This window comes from Stenotrophomonas sp. GQ19 (assembly GCF_059758695.1).
In genome coordinates, this window is sequence record NZ_JCAXES010000005.1 from 182,757 (window position 1) to 197,653 (window position 14,897).

Here is a 14,897-nt window from a genome sequence, read left to right on the forward strand (position 1 = left end):
ACAGTCGCCGGGGTACGTGGCTACACGGTACACGGGTGGCGGTGCGGCCCGCATGATCGGGCGCAATCTGCGGGGTTCGTTGGCGTTGGCGTTGCCGGGCATGGCCCGGCACTACCGGGGCGGCGCTACAACAACGTGCCGCGCAGGATCATCGCGGCGATGCTGAAATAGATGACCAGGCCGGTGACGTCGACGAGGGTGGCGACGAACGGGGCCGAGGCGCTGGCGGGGTCGAAGCCTAGGCGTTTGAGGATGAAGGGCAGCATCGAGCCGGACAGCGAACCGAAGGTGACGATGCCCACCAGCGCCGCGCCGATGGTGAGGGCGAGCAGCTGCCAGTGCTGGCCGTAGTCGTGCAGGCCGAGCAGCTGCCAGGAGACGATGCGGATCATCGCCAGCACGCCCAGGATGGCGCCAAGGGTGAGGCCGGTGGGAATTTCGCGCAGCGCCACTTTCCACCAGTCTCGCACGCGCAGTTCGCGCAGGGCCAGGCTGCGGATCAGCAGGGAGGTGGCCTGGGAGCCGGAGTTGCCGCCCGAGCTCATGATCAGCGGAATGAACAGGGTGAGCACGACCGCGCGGGCCAGCTCGTCCTCGTAGTGCTGCATGGCGCTGGCGGTGAGCATTTCGCCCAGGAACAGCACGCTCAGCCAGCCGGCGCGCTTGCGGATCATGCCGAAGAAGCCGATCTGCATGTACGGCTTTTCCAGCGCTTCCATGCCGCCGAACTTGTGCGCGTCCTCGGTGGATTCCTCGATGAGGGCATCCAGGATGTCGTCCACGGTGACGATGCCGAGCACGTGCTGGGCCGGGTCCACCACGGGGATGGCGAGCAGGTCGTGGCGGCGGATCAGCTGGGCCACTTCTTCCTGGTCGAGCATGGCATCGACGGTGACCGGCGGGTTGGTCTGGGCCACGTCGAGGATGGGCTCGTCGGGCAGGCCGGTGATCAGGCGGCGCATGGTCACCACCTGCACCAGGGTGCGGGTGTGCGGGTCGAGCACGTAGATGGCGTAGACGGTTTCGCGGGTGCGCTCGACTTCGCGGATGTGCTGCAGGGTGCGGCCGACGGTCCAGTCGGCCGGCACGCTGACGAATTCGGTGGTCATCAGCGCACCGGCGGTGTGCGCGGGGTAGCTGAGCAGCTGCTGGATGGACTGGCGCGCGTCGGCGCTGAGCAGCGGGATCAGGCGCGCGCGTTCGTCTTCGTCCAGCTCATGGACGATGTCGGTGGCGCGGTCGTCGGCCATCAGGCCCAGCAGCGCGGCGGCACGGGCCACCGGCAGCAGCGCCACCAGGTCGCCACTGCGGTTGAGCTCGGGCTGTTCGAGCATCTTCACCGCGCGCGGCAACGGCAAGGCGGCCAGGGTGTCGGCGGCGCGCGACAGCTCCAGGGTATTGAGGAACTCCACCGCATCGGCGGTGTTGAAGCTGGCCAGGGGTGCGCTCAGGGCGGCGGCATCGGCCACCGGGCGCAGCAGGTCTTTCTGGTTCATCGGGTTCGCCTGTGGGGATCGCCATGCGCGACGCCAGCAGTGGCGAACCGTCCCTCGTCAGGCGGTGGCCATCACTGGCGTCGAGCAAGGTCGACTTCTACTGTCGCTGGACATCGGTTCGGGGACTCCGCAAGGGTGTACTGCCGGACGTGCCGGCAGCGGCGGGCAGTCTGGACCCGGGCGCCGGGCGGGTCAACCCGGGCACCGCTGCCGTGTTGGGCTGCGATTGACGTTGGGCCAACGTGCGCGTCGCATAATGGGCGGCGGCCGTGGGCCGTGATGCCCTTTCCCTCGATGTTGCCCGGCGACGATCCCATGAGCAGGTCCTTCCATGCATAGCGGCGCGCTTGAGCTGGCCCTGGTGCTGCTGCTGGCGGCGGTGATCGCCGTGCCGGTGTTCAAGAAGCTGGGCTTCGGCGCGGTGCTGGGCTACCTGGCTGCCGGCGTGGTGCTGGGCCCGGATGGGCTGGGTTTCGTGCAGGATGCCGACCGCATCCTGGGCGCGGCCGAAATCGGCGTGGTGATGCTGCTGTTCGTGATCGGGCTGGAGCTGTCCCCGGCCCGCCTGAAGGTGATGCGGCGCTCGGTGTTCGGCGCCGGGGCACTGCAGGTGGCGCTGAGCGCACTGGTGCTGGGCAGCCTGCTGCTGCTCGACCACTTCCAGTGGAAGAGCGCGCTGATCGTGGGCATCGCGCTGGCGCTGTCGTCCACCGCAGTGGGCCTGCAGCTGCTGTCCGAGCACAAGGCGATCAACAGCGATTACGGCCGGCTGGGCTTTGCGATCCTGCTGTTCCAGGACCTGATCGCCATTCCCCTGCTGGCGGCGATTCCGCTGCTGGGCGGGGCCAAGAACGAAACCCTGCAATGGAACGACGTGGCCGTGGCGCTGGGCGCGCTGGCGGTGGTGATCCTGTGCGGGCGACCGGTGCTGCGCCGGCTGTTCAACATCATCGCGCGCACGCGCAGCCCGGAAGTGTTCACCGCGATGGCGCTGCTGGTGGTGCTGGGCACGGCGTGGTTCATGCAGGAGGCCGGGTTGAGCCCGAGCCTGGGCGCGTTCCTGGCCGGCGTGCTGCTGTCCGATTCGGAATTCCGCCACGAGCTGGAATCGCAGATCGAACCGTTCAAGGGGCTGCTGCTGGGGCTGTTCTTCATTGCGGTGGGCATGGGCATCGACCTGGACCGCATCGTCGCCGAGCCGGCGATGATCGCCGCGGGCGTGGCGATCCTGCTGGTGGTGAAGTTCGGCCTGCTGTTCGGCATCGGCAAGCTGGCCAAGCTGCGCACCCGGCACGCGGTGATGCTGGGCAGCGTGCTTTGGCTGGGCGGTGAGTTCGCCTTCGTGGTGTTCAACGAAGCGCAGCGCGCACACCTGCTGGGCAGCGCCAACCACGACCGGCTGGTGGCGATCGTGGGCCTGTCGATGGCGATCACCCCGCTGTTGATGATCGCGCTGCTGCGCCTGCTGGGCCGCGAGGACGCACCCAAGGGCACTGCGCCACCGGCCGACAAGGTGGACACCGGCGGCACCCAGCCGCAGGTGATGATCGCCGGCATGGGCCGCTTCGGCCAGGTGGTGGCGCGCCTGCTGACCGCCCAGAAGATTCCGTTCGTGGCGCTCGAGTCGAACCCGGACACGGTGTCGGACCTGCGCCGGTTCGGCAACAAGCTGTACTACGGCGACCCGACCCGGCCGGAGATGCTGCGCGCCGCCGGTGGCGAGCACATCCGCGTGTATGTGGTGACGCTGGACGACCCGGACGCCAACATGCGCGCCACGCGGCTGATCCGGCGCATGTACCCCGATGCGGTGGTGCTGGTGCGTGCACGCAACCGCCAGCATGCGTGGCGCTTGATGGACATGTCGGCCGAGCCGTTCCGCGAAGTGTTCGGCACCAGCCTGGAGCTGAGCGAGCGCATGCTGATCGCGCTGGGCATCCCGGCCGATACCGCGCGCAGCCATGTGCAGCGCTTCCGCGAGCACGACGAGAAACTGCTGCGCGACCAGTACCTGGTCTACGACGACGAGGCGGCGGTGATCCAGACCTCGCGTGACGCGCGGGCCGATCTGATGCATCTGTTCGAGGCGGATGCGGAGCGCGACGCAAAGACGGACGCGTCCGACCGCCGCGGCTGAAGTTACACCTACCCCGTAGTGCCGGGCTCTGCCCGGCAACCGCGTGCAGCGGCTGAAAACCCCACCGCGTTTTGCGGAACGTACCGAGGCGTTGGCGGGCGGGTCACCGCTGTCTGGGCAGGACCGGTTGGGCCACGCTGCAGGGAAACTGCAGCCACAAGGCCACTATCCATGCCCCAGAAAGAACTTACCCCGGCCGCGTGCCAATGGCAGAGACGGTACCGGGGTGTGCCTGGCAAGGTTAGCGCCGTGATGCCACTGCATCAAGCGCCGCACCAGAGATTTTCTGAATGAAGGCGGCGAATGCTGAGAGACTCGCTGAATGGAATTCCGACGAGCGCATGCGTCGCTATCTGACCTGGGCCGGTCATTGCAGCGCCCGTGCGGCCTCTCTCTACGCGATGAACTTACAGCTTTCCGAAAGTCTGTACGTGCCTCTGCAGACCCTTGAGGTCTTGCTGCGCAATCGTATTCATCACGTGCTGGCCGCCGCGCACGGGCCGCTTTGGTTCGAGGCAGGTACGAGGGTGCTGGGCATCCCGCGACAGCACGAACAACTAAGAGCCGCGGCCGGGGATCTGCGGCGTCAAGGAAGGGCGATCACTCCGGGCGGCATCATCTCGCACCTGACCTTTGGATTCTGGACGATGATGTTCAACAAGGAACACGAGGTGCTATGGCAGCAGACGCTGCACCGGATTTCGGCAGACCCGGCCGGGCGTGGGCTTCGACGCAAGCAGTTTTCCACGCCGCTGGTGCGGATACGGCAGCTTCGCAACCGCATCGCGCATCACGAGCCGATCCTGCACTGGCCCTTGCAGCAGCATCATGCGGACATGATGCAACTGATGGAATGGCTTGCGCCCGAGGCCGCAGGGTGGTGCCGCACGCATGACCGCTTTCCACCGCTTCTGGCCCGGTGGTCACATCAGTTGCCACGCAGTACCGATTAAGGGTTGGCGACAGGTCAGCCGTTGTCGCGCAGGAACCGCGCCATCGAGGACACGCCGGGGACGCGTGGGGCGAACTCGCCGGCCACGTCGATGAAGCCGCGCATGACCGCGATTTCGCGCGGGTTGCGGTTGAGCGCGTCACGCACGTCCGGGTCGGCGCCGGCACGCATCAGGCGCTGTACCAGCAACGGCAGGCCGTGCAGGGCTGCCAGGTGCAGCGGACCGAATCCGCGCGGGTCGCGCACGTCCAGCGACACGTCCTCGTCGAGCAGGCGCTCCACCGCCGCCAGCACCACCTGTTCGTCGCAGGCGGTACCCGGTTCGGCGCGCGCGCCCAGCAGCAGCAGCAGCGGCGTTACCGAGCCCGCGGCGGCCTGGTCCGGCTCGGCGCCGGCCAGCAGCAGAGTGTCGAGCAGGGCGAGCAGGCGCGAGCGGTCGCGCGCACTGAACCCATACAACGCCGCGCAATGCAGCGGGCCCAGCTGCTGCGCGTCACCGGCATGCACGTTGGCGCCGGCGGTGAGCAGGCGCGCAACGATGTCGGGCAGGCCCAGCGCAGAGGCCAGCATCAGCACGGTGACACCGCCCGGCAGGCGATATTCCAGTTCGGCGCCGGCGTCGAGCAGCGCCGACACGATGTCGATCTGGCGCATGCTGACCGCCGCCGACAACGGCGTGGCGCCGCTGGCCGCCGCGTGCTGCGGGTTGGCACCGCGCGCCAGCAACAGGTCGACCACGGCCAGGTGTCCGCCGCCGGCTGCGCGCAGCAGGGCGGTACAGCCCTGGGCGTCCACCACGTCCACCGCAAATCCCAGGTCGATCAGGCGGCGCACGGCGTCGGCGTCGCCGGACATGGCGGCCGCCGGCAGGTCGGCATCGCGCAGGACACGGCGCGGCAAGGGCCACACCCGCCAATCCAGCCAGTCGGCCAGGTCGCGGCGGCCGATCGACAGCGCCACGCCCAGCGGCGTCTGGCCGTCGGCAGCACGTGCTTCCGGCGAGGCGCCCTGCTGCACCAGCAGCTTCAGCGAGCCTTCGCGGGCCAGCGCCGTGGCCAGGTGCAGGGCGGTCATACCGTGGCTGTCGCGTGCCTCACGGTCCACGCCCAGCACCAGCAGCGCGTGTTGCAGCCGCAGCCAGCCCAGCCGCACGGCCAGGGACAGCGGCGGATCGCCCGCGGGGGACGGGGCAAACGGATCGGCACCGCGCTCCAGCAGTTCCAGCGCCAGCTGTTCCAGGCCCCGCGAGGCGTGGTCGTGCTGGGCGCAGGCACTGAGCAGGCGCGCCAGGCCACCGCGACCGGCCGGCGACAGGCCACGCCGCAGCAGCACCTGCAGGGCCGGCACCGCATCGATGCCGCGCGCGAGCAGGGCGAACATCGGCGTATCGCCGCAGGCGTCCAGCACTTCCGGCGCGGCGCCATGTGCCAGCAGCCAGTCCACGGCCTGCGGGTCCAGCGCCAGTTCGGCGTCGTGCAACAGGCCGCCCAGTTCCTGCGGATCGCATAGGCGCGCCAACGCGACCATGCCTTCGAAATTGCCGAACCCCAGCGCTTCGCGCAGCAGGTCCAGCGGCGGGCGGTCCGGCAGCGTCGACGTGGCCAGGGCGGCATCGCCCTCGGCGGCGGTCAGGCCGTCGGTGACCGAGGCCGGCAGCGGGTAGCTGCGATCGAGCAGCGAGACGATGGTCCAGCGACCGGCGCTGGCGGCAATGTCGACGGCGCGGCGGCCCTGCGGATCGGGAATGTCGGCGGCGATGCCCAGCTCCAGCAGGCGCCGCACCAGCAGCGGCGACACGCTGTCGGCCATGCAGGCCAGCAGCACCGCATTGCGCCCTTCCAGGTCGACCGCGCCCAGGTCGGGCTTGTGCGGCAGCAGGTGTTCGATCACGGCGGCACGGCCGCCGCGGGCAGCTTCCAGCCACGGCGTGCGCGACAGGGCATCGCGCGATTCCAGGTTGGCGCCGGCGGCCAGCAGGACGTCGATGATGTCGACATGGCCGGCCAGGGCGGCTTCGTGCAGGGCGCTGCGGCGCTGGCGGTCGCGTGCGTCGGCGCGGGCCTTGTGCTTGAGCAGCAGCTGCACGCCGGCCGGATCGTCTTCTTCGGTGCCGGCGGCGGCCAGCAGGACCGGCGTGCCATCGGCGGGTTCGGTCTTGGCGCCGCGCTCGAGCAGGAACCGCGCCAGGCGCCAGTTGCCGACCTGGCAGGCCACGGCCAGCGGCGACCAGCTGTCATTGTTGAGCGCATCCACTTCGGCGGCGGCGTCGCGCAGCAGCGCGGCCACGCCCGGGTCGGAGCTGCGTGCGGCGTGGTGCAACGGGGTGTTGCCGTCGCTGTCGACGGCGCGCGAGTCGGCGCCGTTGGCCAGCAGGGTCATGACGGCTTCGGGGCGGCCGTGCCAGCTGTCGCGGGTGGCGGCGAGCAAGGGGGTCATGCCGCGGTGCGGGGCGTTGACGTCGACGCCGCGTGCGATCAGTTCGCGCAGCAGGCGCAGGTCGGGCAGCACGGCGGCCAGCACGGGCAGGTTGCGCTGGTCGCGCCAGGCCGGATCCGGCAGGCCGTGCGGGTCGGCACCGGCGGCGAGCAACTGCAGGGCGCGGTCGACGCGGCCGCTGCGGGCGGCGTCGTACAGGGCGGGCAGGTGTTCGTGCGTGCCCAGCGGCTCCAGCGGCTGCGGTTCGGGGGCGTGCGCGGTGAAGGCAGCAGCCGCGTCACCATCAAGACTGGCATGGCCACGCGCCGCCAGCGGGGCGGCGGGGGTGATGGCCTGCAGGAGCAGGTGCGCCAGCGGTGAGAGGACGACGATGGCGAGGGTCAGCGGCCAGCGCAGCGCATCGGCGACCAGGCCCGGCCAGGCGGGCAGCACGACGAGGGCGCAGACCACGACGACCAGGGCGGCGACGGCCAGGCCGCGCCAGGCGCTCAGGTCGCGGCCGGACAGGGCCTGCCAGTGGTCGGTGAGGCTGCCATCGGTGCGTTCGATTTCATTCCACAGCGGCCAGGTGCGCCAGACGCCGAGCAGGGCGGCGCTGACGGCGACGCTGAGGCCGAGGACGGCGGCGAGGCTGCCACTGTCATGCAGTGCGCCCAGCGGCCAGGCGACCAGGGCGGCAAGCAGCACCGGGCCGGCGACCCAGGGGGCGAGCAATGCGGGCAGTTCCTGGCGCAGGAGCTGCGCAGGCGGATGCACGGGGCGGGTGCGCCGCCACCAGGAGATGCCGAGGGCGAACGCGGGCTGTGCGAGGGCGACACCGAGCGCGGCCGGTACGCGGCCGAGTGCGGCGGCGAGGGCCAGGAGGACGCCGGCGGCCAGGGCGATGGCGGTGGCGCGGTTGCGCAGGGCGTCAGTCATCGCGGCGCGGTACGCGCACGGGGGCGACCAGCGGCGGGGGCATCTGCAGGTGGAAGCCGCGTTCGGCGAGGTTGGCGCGCACTTGCGCAACGTCGGCCAGGGCGAGGCGACGGTCGGGGGTCAGGGCGACTTCAAGGACGAATGCGAACGGCGCCAGGCTGGCCTTCAACGCGTCAGGTACGGCGTTGAAGTCATCACGGACGGCGAGGTAGACGTAAGTGTCCTGCTTGCGTTGGCTTTTGTAGACGTAGGCTTGCATTGCCCGCGGGGCTTGGCCCTGGCAGTAGATACGATGATTGTGGAGTAAAGCAGGCAAGGGGGAAAGCCGGGAGCGGGCTTAAGTGACGCTTTGATGGCGCGCGGCAGATTCAGGTTCATCAATGTCGCGGGGTTGTTCAGGTGGGTTTGGCCGGTTTTCTTTGATGCCAGAGCTTGAAGCAGGAGCCAGAGCTGGATCAAAGGCGGCACCGCTTTTCGTGGGGGAGCGCTGGGGAGGGTGGGCATCCGGGGCACGCTGCAAGTACGTCCGTGTAAGCTCCGTCGCCGCATCCATGCGGCTCAGGGCCCCGGATACCCACCCTCCCCAACGCTTTCAGAATTGGCTGGTGCGTTTTGGAGAGCAGGGCAACAGCCACGGCAGGAGCCGGAGCAGAGCACCGGTTTTCTTGGGGTGGGAGGAAGAGCTGCCGAGCGTGGCTCGGCAATACCAGCAGGCCGCGCGGCCTTGGGTCAGGTGGCGCCTTGGTCTGAGCCTTAGCCTTTGCCTGTGACTTTGCCGTTCCATGCGAACCGACACACTGTCCAAGGGCAGGCCTGTGTGGGTTGCCGGGGCCGTGTGTTGCCATGGATGGCAACACCGAGCCTCCATGGATGGATTTACGGCGTGCCCCGGAAACCCACACAGGCCTGCCCTCCCCGGCACAGACGAGAAATCGCTTTGGCCGTGGCTGTCGCTGTCGATCGTGAAACAACGCGCAGCCACCGCCCCAACGGAGCGGTGGCTGGCGGCGGTCTTACTTGACCTTGGCGTAGGTGCCCTTGAGCGCGACGCCGGCCATGAGGGTGCCGGCGTAGCACTCGTAGTTGGTGGTGCTCTTGAACTCGTTCTTCTTGTAGTAGCTCACGATGTCCACCACCGCGTTGGCGTTGCGCGACTTGGCGCCGTCCTGCAGCGCGCGCAGCGCCGACAGGGCGACCCAGCGGCAGGCTTCCTCGTCGCTCTTGTTGGCCGCGTTGGTCTTCTTGTTGGTCACGTCTTCGCCCAGGCGCTGCTGCACGTTGACCTTCTCGCCGGCCAGGTAGAAACGCACGCTGCCGTCGATGCCGGCATCACGGGCGGCCTGCGAGTTCACCAGCTCACGCAGCGATTGTTCAACACGGGTGTCACGGGCCTGGGCGGTGCTGGCGACGGCAAGCAGCGCGGTGGCGGCAATCAGGGCAAAACGACGCATTCAACTTTCTCCTTGTTGGTAGGACGCGGGGTGGTGCGGAAAACGACCGACCCGGACCCGGGTCGGATGGATCAGGCCTGCCAGCGGCGGAAGATCAACGACGTGTTGATGCCGCCGAAGGCGAAGTTGTTGCTCATCACGTACTCCGGCTGCAGCGCGCGGCCTTCGCCCTGGATGTAGTCCAGCGCGCCGCAGCGCGGGTCCACCTCGTGCAGATTCAACGTGGGCGCGAACCAGCCCTCACGCATCATCTCGATGGTCATCCAGGCCTCGAACGCACCGCAGGCGCCCAGCATGTGGCCCACGTAGCTCTTCAGCGAACTGATCGGCATGCCCGGGCCGAACACCTGCGCGGTCGCCTGGGTCTCGGCGATGTCGCCATGCTCGGTGGCGGTGCCGTGTGCGTTGACGTACCCGATCTGCGCCGGTTCCAGGCCCGCATCTTCCAGCGCCAGCCGCATGGCCTGGGCCATGGTGTCGGCGGTGGGCTGGGTGACGTGCTGGCCGTCGCTGTTGGTGCCGTAGCCAACCACTTCGGCCAGGATCGTGGCGCCGCGCGCCTGCGCGTGCTCCAGCTCTTCCAGGATCAGCGTGCCGGCGCCCTCGCCCAGCACCAGGCCGTCGCGGTGCGCGTCGAACGGGCTCGGCGTGGTCTGCGGCGCGTCGTTGCGCACGCTGGTGGCAAACAACGTATCGAACACCGCCGCGGCCGTGGCATCCAGCTGCTCGGCACCGCCGGTGACCATCACCAGCTGCTTGCCGCCGCGAATCGCCTCGTAACCGGCGCCCACGCCCTGGCTGCCCGACGTACAGGCGCTGGACGTGGTGTACACACGACCGGACAAACCGAAGAACACCCCGATGTTGACCGGCGAGGTGTGGCTCATCATTTTCAGGTAGGTGGTGGCGCTGATGCCGTCGGTGGTGTGTTCGTGCAGCATGCGGCCAAATTCAGCGGTGGCCTCGTGGCTGCCCGACGACGAGCCATAGGCCACGCCGGCCATGCCACTGCGCAGCACCGGGTGGCCAAGCAGGCCGGCCGACTCCAGCGCCAGTTCGGTGGCGCGCACCGACATCACCGCCACCTTGCCCATGCTGCGGGTGGTCTTGCGGTTGTAGTGGGCCGGCAGGTCGTAGTCCTGCACGGGCGCGGCCAGGCGCGTGTTGAGGCCGTCGAACACTTCCCATTCGGGGATGTAGCGCACCGCGTTGACGCGCGCATGCAGGCGCTCGCGGATGCTCGGCCAGTCGTGGCCCAACGGGCTGAGCGCGGCGGCACCGGTGACCACCACGCGACGTTCGGTTCGGCTCATCAGACCATGCCTCCATTGACCGAGATCACCTGGCGGGTGATGTAACCGGCCGATTCGGACAGCAGGAAGGACACCGCATGGGCGACCTCGTCCGGCTGGCCCATGCGCCCGGCGGGAATCAGTTTGAGGGCGTGGTCCAGCACTTCCTGGTTGATCATGTCGGTCTCGATCAGGCCCGGGGCCACGCAGTTGACGGTGATCGCGCGGCTCGCCAGTTCCAGCGCCAGCGCCTTGGTGGCACCGATGATGCCGGCCTTGGCTGCGCTGTAGTTGGTCTGCCCGCGGTTGCCGACCAGCCCCGACACCGAGGACAGGGTGACGATGCGGCCCGGCTTGCGCCGCCGCACCATCGGCATCACCAGCGGATGCAGCACGTTGTAGAAGCTGTCCAGGTTGGTGTGCACCACCGCGTCCCAGTCTTCGGCGGGCATCGCCGGGAACGCGCCGTCACGGGCGATGCCGGCGTTGCAGACCACCCCGTAATAAGCGCCGTGCGCTTCCACGTCGGCCTCCAGCGCGGTACGCGCGGCGTCGCGGTCGGCCACGTCGAACATCAGCACGCGGGCCTGCCGGCCCAGGGCCTGGATCTGGGCCACCACATCCTGTGCTTCCTCGATGCGGCTGCGGCAATGCACCACCACGTCGAAGCCGTCGCGCGCGATGCGCAGCGCGATGGCGCGGCCGATGCCCCGGCTGGCGCCGGTCACCAGCACTGTGAGATTCCCTGTCATGCCTCTCCACTCTCCAGATAAGCCATCGCATCGCGTGGTTCGAACACCGATACGTTGGCGACCGCCAATTCGGTAGCGCCTGCCAGGATCCGGCAGGCGAACATGCCCAGCCCATTTTCGCCCATCAGCTCGCACTGTGCCTCTACCCGCAGGCAGCTGCCGGCGGCGAAGTACGGCTGGTGCGCGGTGTAGCGGCGGGTGCCCAGCAGGAACCCGATAGAGGGTTCGCGCCCGGCCTGGCGTGCCTTGCAGCCTGCCCACGCGGCGATCGCCTGGGCCATGTATTCCACGCCCACCCACGCCGGGACGCCGTCGGCATGGTTGAACGGGCCGTGGTGCGGCACATCCACCTCGACCACGATCGACTCCGGCTGCCAGTCCAGCAGGCGGTCGATCAGGCGCATGCTGTCGCGGTGGGGCAGCACCTCCTCGATGTTCAGCGGCAGCTGCATGTTCATCCCTTCGCCAGGGCCAGCACGGCATTGCTGCCGCCGAAGGCGAACGAGTGACTCAGCACATGCTGCGGCGGGTGTGCGGCGAGGGTGCCCGGTTCCACCAGCGCCAGCGCCGGCAACGCAGCGTCGCCCTGTCCGTCCCACCAGTGGGTGGGCAGCTGCTGGCGCGGGTTGTCGGCCAGCACCATCCAGCACAGCGCGGCCTCGATCGCCCCGGACGCGCCCAGGGTGTGCCCGGTCAGCGGCTTGGTCGAGCTGGCCGGCACCGTGGCGCCCAGCACCGCCGCCACGGCCTGGCTTTCCATCGCGTCGTTGTGCCCGGTGGCGGTGCCATGCAGGTTCACGTAGTCCACCTGCGACGGCGCCCAGCCGGCCCGGTCCAGCGCCTGCTGCATGGCATCGATCGCGCCGCGTGCCTGCGGGTCTGGCGCGGACATGTGGTGCGCATCGGACGACTCGCCCCACCCGGCCAGGCACACCGGGCCGGGCGCGGCCGTCATCAGGAACAGTGCGGCGCCCTCGCCGATGTTGATGCCGTTGCGGTTGGCCGAGAACGGGTTGCAGCGCGCCGCCGAGACCGACTCCAGCGCGCTGAAGCCGGCCACGGTGAACCGGCACATCGAATCGGCGCCGCCGGCCACCACCGCGTCCACCACCCCGGCGCGCAGCAGGCGCGCGGCGGCCATCAGCGCCTTGGCGCTGGACGAGCAGGCGGTGGAGATGGTCCAGGCCGGCCCGGTGCTGCCGATGCGCTCGCGCACGAACCGCGCCGACGTGCCCATTTCCTGCTGTGCGTAATCGAAGCCCGGCGGCCACTGGCCGGTGTCGCGGTGGCAGCGCAGCGCGTTCTCTGATTCGCCGATGCCCGAGGTACTGGTGCCGATGATGACCGCCACCCGATCGGCGCCATGGCGCGCGATCGCCGCGTCCACGGCCGGGCGGATCTGCACCAGGGCCGCTTCGAGCAGGGCGTTGTTGCGCCCGCGCAACGCCACCGGCAGCACGGACAGGTCCGGCAGCGGGGTGGTCACCTCGCCCAACGCGAGGGTGCGACCGGCGATCACCTGGTCGTTGTCGCGCAACCCGCCGGGCTGGTCGGCGAACAGGCCGGCGCGCACCTGCGCGCGGTCGCCGCCGAGCGCGCAGACCACGCCCAGTTCATTCAGATAGATCGCGCTGCTGCTACTGCTCACGGCGGTGCCTGTTCCATGTCCAACGATTCAATCACCAGTTCATAGCCTTCGGCCAGGTTGCGCAGGCGCACGCGGCCATCGGGCAGCGGCTCCAGCAGCAGCCACGCCTTGCCGGCCTGCTCCAGGCGGCGCTCGCGGCCGGCCTCGACCAGCGTCCAGCCCGCCGGCAGGGCGGCGCGGATGGCCGCGGCCGGCCACAGCGCGAACTGCAGGTCGTCCAGCACGCGCTCGCCGCGCACCTGCGGCGGCAGCCACGGCGCGCGGGTCTGTTCCAGCGTGGTGCCGTCCCAGACCATGCGCACGCCGGTCTGGCCCATGGCCTGCACCGCCAGCCGCACCTGGCTGCCGTCGGCTTCCAGCAACGCATCCAGCTCGCGTTCGTGGGTGCCGAAGCGGAACTGCAGGCGCTGCTGCAGCTGCAACGGCTGCGGCAGGGCCGACGGCGCCAGCTGCAGGGTGGGCAGCTGCACCAGCGACGCGGGCATGCGGGTGCTGGCGCAGGACGCCAGCAGCACGCAGACGAGCAACAGGACAATCAGCCGCTGCACAGTTCCTCCAGCACCCGCAGGCGGCGGCCGCTATCGTCGGCCACGTACGGGTTGTGGGTGTCCCAGGCGTAGCCGGCCAGGATCGAGGAGATCATGCGGCGCACGTCGGGCTGCGGGTCGGGGTGATAGATGATTTTCTGGAAGCCACCGGCGTACCAGGCTTCGACGAAGCGGCGGAAGGTCTTGACCCCGGCGCGCAGCGGAAGGGAGAAGTCCTTCTCCCAATCCACCGTCTGCCCGTCGTATTCGCGGGCGATGCACGCACTGGCCAGCTCCGCGGATTTGAAGGCGATGGTGACGCCCGAGGAGAACACCGGGTCGAGGAACTCGCCGGCGTTGCCGAGCAGCGCGTAGCCTTCGCCCCACAGCGAGGACACGTTGGCCGAGTACCCGGTAATGGTGCGCACCGGCAGCACGGCCCATTCGGCGTTGACGAGCAGGCGGGTCAGGTTGGGGTCTTCACCGACGATGGCGCGCAGCTTGTCTTCGTCGCTGCCCGGATACTTCTCGAAGAAGCTGGGCTCGGCGACCACGCCCAGCGAACAGCAGCCGTTGGAGAACGGGATGGTCCAGTACCACACGTCCACATGCTCGGGATGGGTGGTGATCAGGATCTTGTTGCGGTCAAAGCCCGCGTCGGCCGGGATATGGTCGCGCACGTGGCAGAAGATCGCGCCGCGCACGGGGAAGTTCGACGGCGATTCGAGGTTCAACAGGCGCGGCAACAGCCGCGCGAAGCCGCTGGCGTCGAGGATGAAGCCGGCTTCGATGGTGTACTCGCTGCCGTCGGGGCGGCGCACCTGCACCCGCGCCGGGCGACCCGGCTGCACCGACAGCACTTCATCGCCGAAACGCAGCGTGGTGCCCATGCGCTCGGCACCGCGCGCCAGGACGTTGTCGAAGTCGGCGCGCTGCACCTGGTAGGTGGTGCCCCAACCCGGCGAGAACTTGTCACGGAAGTCGAACTCGGTGCTCGCTTCGCCGCGTACGAACGCCGCGCCATTCTTGTACTGGAACCCGGCCTGCACCACGTCCTGCAGCAGTCCCGCCGCTTCGATGTATTCCATGCTCTGCGGCAGCAGGCTCTCGCCGATGGAGAAGCGCGGGAACTGCTGGCGCTCGATCATCAGCACCTGGCGGCCCTGCCTGCGCAGCATCGCCGCCGCGACCGAGCCAGCCGGGCCGGCACCGATCACCAGGATCTCGGTTGTTTCCACTTGCGGGTTCATCGATACATCCTTGATCAAGAAAACAATGGCGGGAAAGG

Annotated in this window: 12 protein-coding genes; 2 read left to right on the top strand and 10 right to left on the bottom strand. The window is 69.3% G+C overall.

All coding sequences use genetic code 11. The features are described 5' to 3' along the window. Positions 1–125: 125 nt before the first annotated feature. Entirely contained in the window at positions 126–1,496 is a 1,371-nt protein-coding gene (gene mgtE, locus AC6CHL_RS11910; protein WP_498294499.1) for a magnesium transporter, read from the bottom strand. A 331-nt stretch (positions 1,497–1,827) separates the two neighbouring features. Between mgtE and AC6CHL_RS11915 the strand changes: the two genes are divergently transcribed. Beyond that, on the top strand, positions 1,828–3,633 hold the full coding sequence (locus AC6CHL_RS11915) for a monovalent cation:proton antiporter-2 (CPA2) family protein (RefSeq protein WP_038685560.1): 1,806 nt from the start codon (positions 1,828–1,830) through the stop codon (positions 3,631–3,633). Between the two features lie 290 nt (positions 3,634–3,923). Further along, complete coding sequence (locus AC6CHL_RS11920; RefSeq protein WP_498294501.1) at positions 3,924–4,586, top strand: Abi family protein; 663 nt, start codon at positions 3,924–3,926, stop codon at positions 4,584–4,586. A gap of 14 nt (positions 4,587–4,600) precedes the next feature. On the opposite strand, the gene AC6CHL_RS11925 is transcribed toward AC6CHL_RS11920, so the two are convergent. From AC6CHL_RS11925 to AC6CHL_RS11965, 9 genes are all read right to left on the bottom strand, one after another. Beyond that, positions 4,601–7,939 (bottom strand): ankyrin repeat domain-containing protein, encoded by a 3,339-nt coding sequence (locus AC6CHL_RS11925; protein ID WP_498294503.1) that lies wholly within the window; start codon positions 7,937–7,939, stop codon positions 4,601–4,603. Beyond that, complete coding sequence (locus AC6CHL_RS11930) at positions 7,932–8,198, bottom strand: YcgL domain-containing protein (RefSeq protein WP_038685557.1); 267 nt, start codon at positions 8,196–8,198, stop codon at positions 7,932–7,934. The genes AC6CHL_RS11925 and AC6CHL_RS11930 overlap by 8 nt, the downstream gene beginning before the upstream one ends. 754 nt (positions 8,199–8,952) lie before the next feature. Further along, on the bottom strand, positions 8,953–9,390 hold the full coding sequence (locus AC6CHL_RS11935) for a hypothetical protein (RefSeq protein WP_038685550.1): 438 nt from the start codon (positions 9,388–9,390) through the stop codon (positions 8,953–8,955). Positions 9,391–9,461: 71 nt separating this feature from the next. Next, positions 9,462–10,703 carry a beta-ketoacyl-ACP synthase gene (locus AC6CHL_RS11940; protein WP_038685548.1) on the bottom strand — a complete coding sequence of 414 codons (1,242 nt, stop codon included), beginning with the start codon at positions 10,701–10,703 and terminating at the stop codon, positions 9,462–9,464. Continuing rightward, complete coding sequence (fabG, locus tag AC6CHL_RS11945) at positions 10,703–11,434, bottom strand: 3-oxoacyl-ACP reductase FabG (RefSeq protein ID WP_038685546.1); 732 nt, start codon at positions 11,432–11,434, stop codon at positions 10,703–10,705. Before fabG ends, AC6CHL_RS11940 begins: the two co-directional genes overlap by 1 nt. Further along, entirely contained in the window at positions 11,431–11,886 is a 456-nt protein-coding gene (locus AC6CHL_RS11950; protein WP_137190771.1) for a hotdog family protein, read from the bottom strand. The genes fabG and AC6CHL_RS11950 overlap by 4 nt, the downstream gene beginning before the upstream one ends. A 2-nt stretch (positions 11,887–11,888) precedes the next feature. Further along, entirely contained in the window at positions 11,889–13,082 is a 1,194-nt protein-coding gene (locus AC6CHL_RS11955) for a beta-ketoacyl-[acyl-carrier-protein] synthase family protein (protein WP_498294505.1), read from the bottom strand. Then, positions 13,079–13,630, bottom strand: coding sequence for a DUF3261 domain-containing protein (locus AC6CHL_RS11960; RefSeq protein WP_498294507.1), 552 nt, complete (start codon positions 13,628–13,630; stop codon positions 13,079–13,081). The genes AC6CHL_RS11955 and AC6CHL_RS11960 overlap by 4 nt, the downstream gene beginning before the upstream one ends. Further along, the gene (locus tag AC6CHL_RS11965; RefSeq protein WP_448134725.1) at positions 13,618–14,859 is read right to left on the bottom strand and encodes an NAD(P)/FAD-dependent oxidoreductase; all 1,242 of its coding nucleotides are present in this window, start codon (positions 14,857–14,859) and stop codon (positions 13,618–13,620) included. The genes AC6CHL_RS11960 and AC6CHL_RS11965 overlap by 13 nt, the downstream gene beginning before the upstream one ends. Between the last annotated feature and the right edge of the window lie 38 nt (positions 14,860–14,897).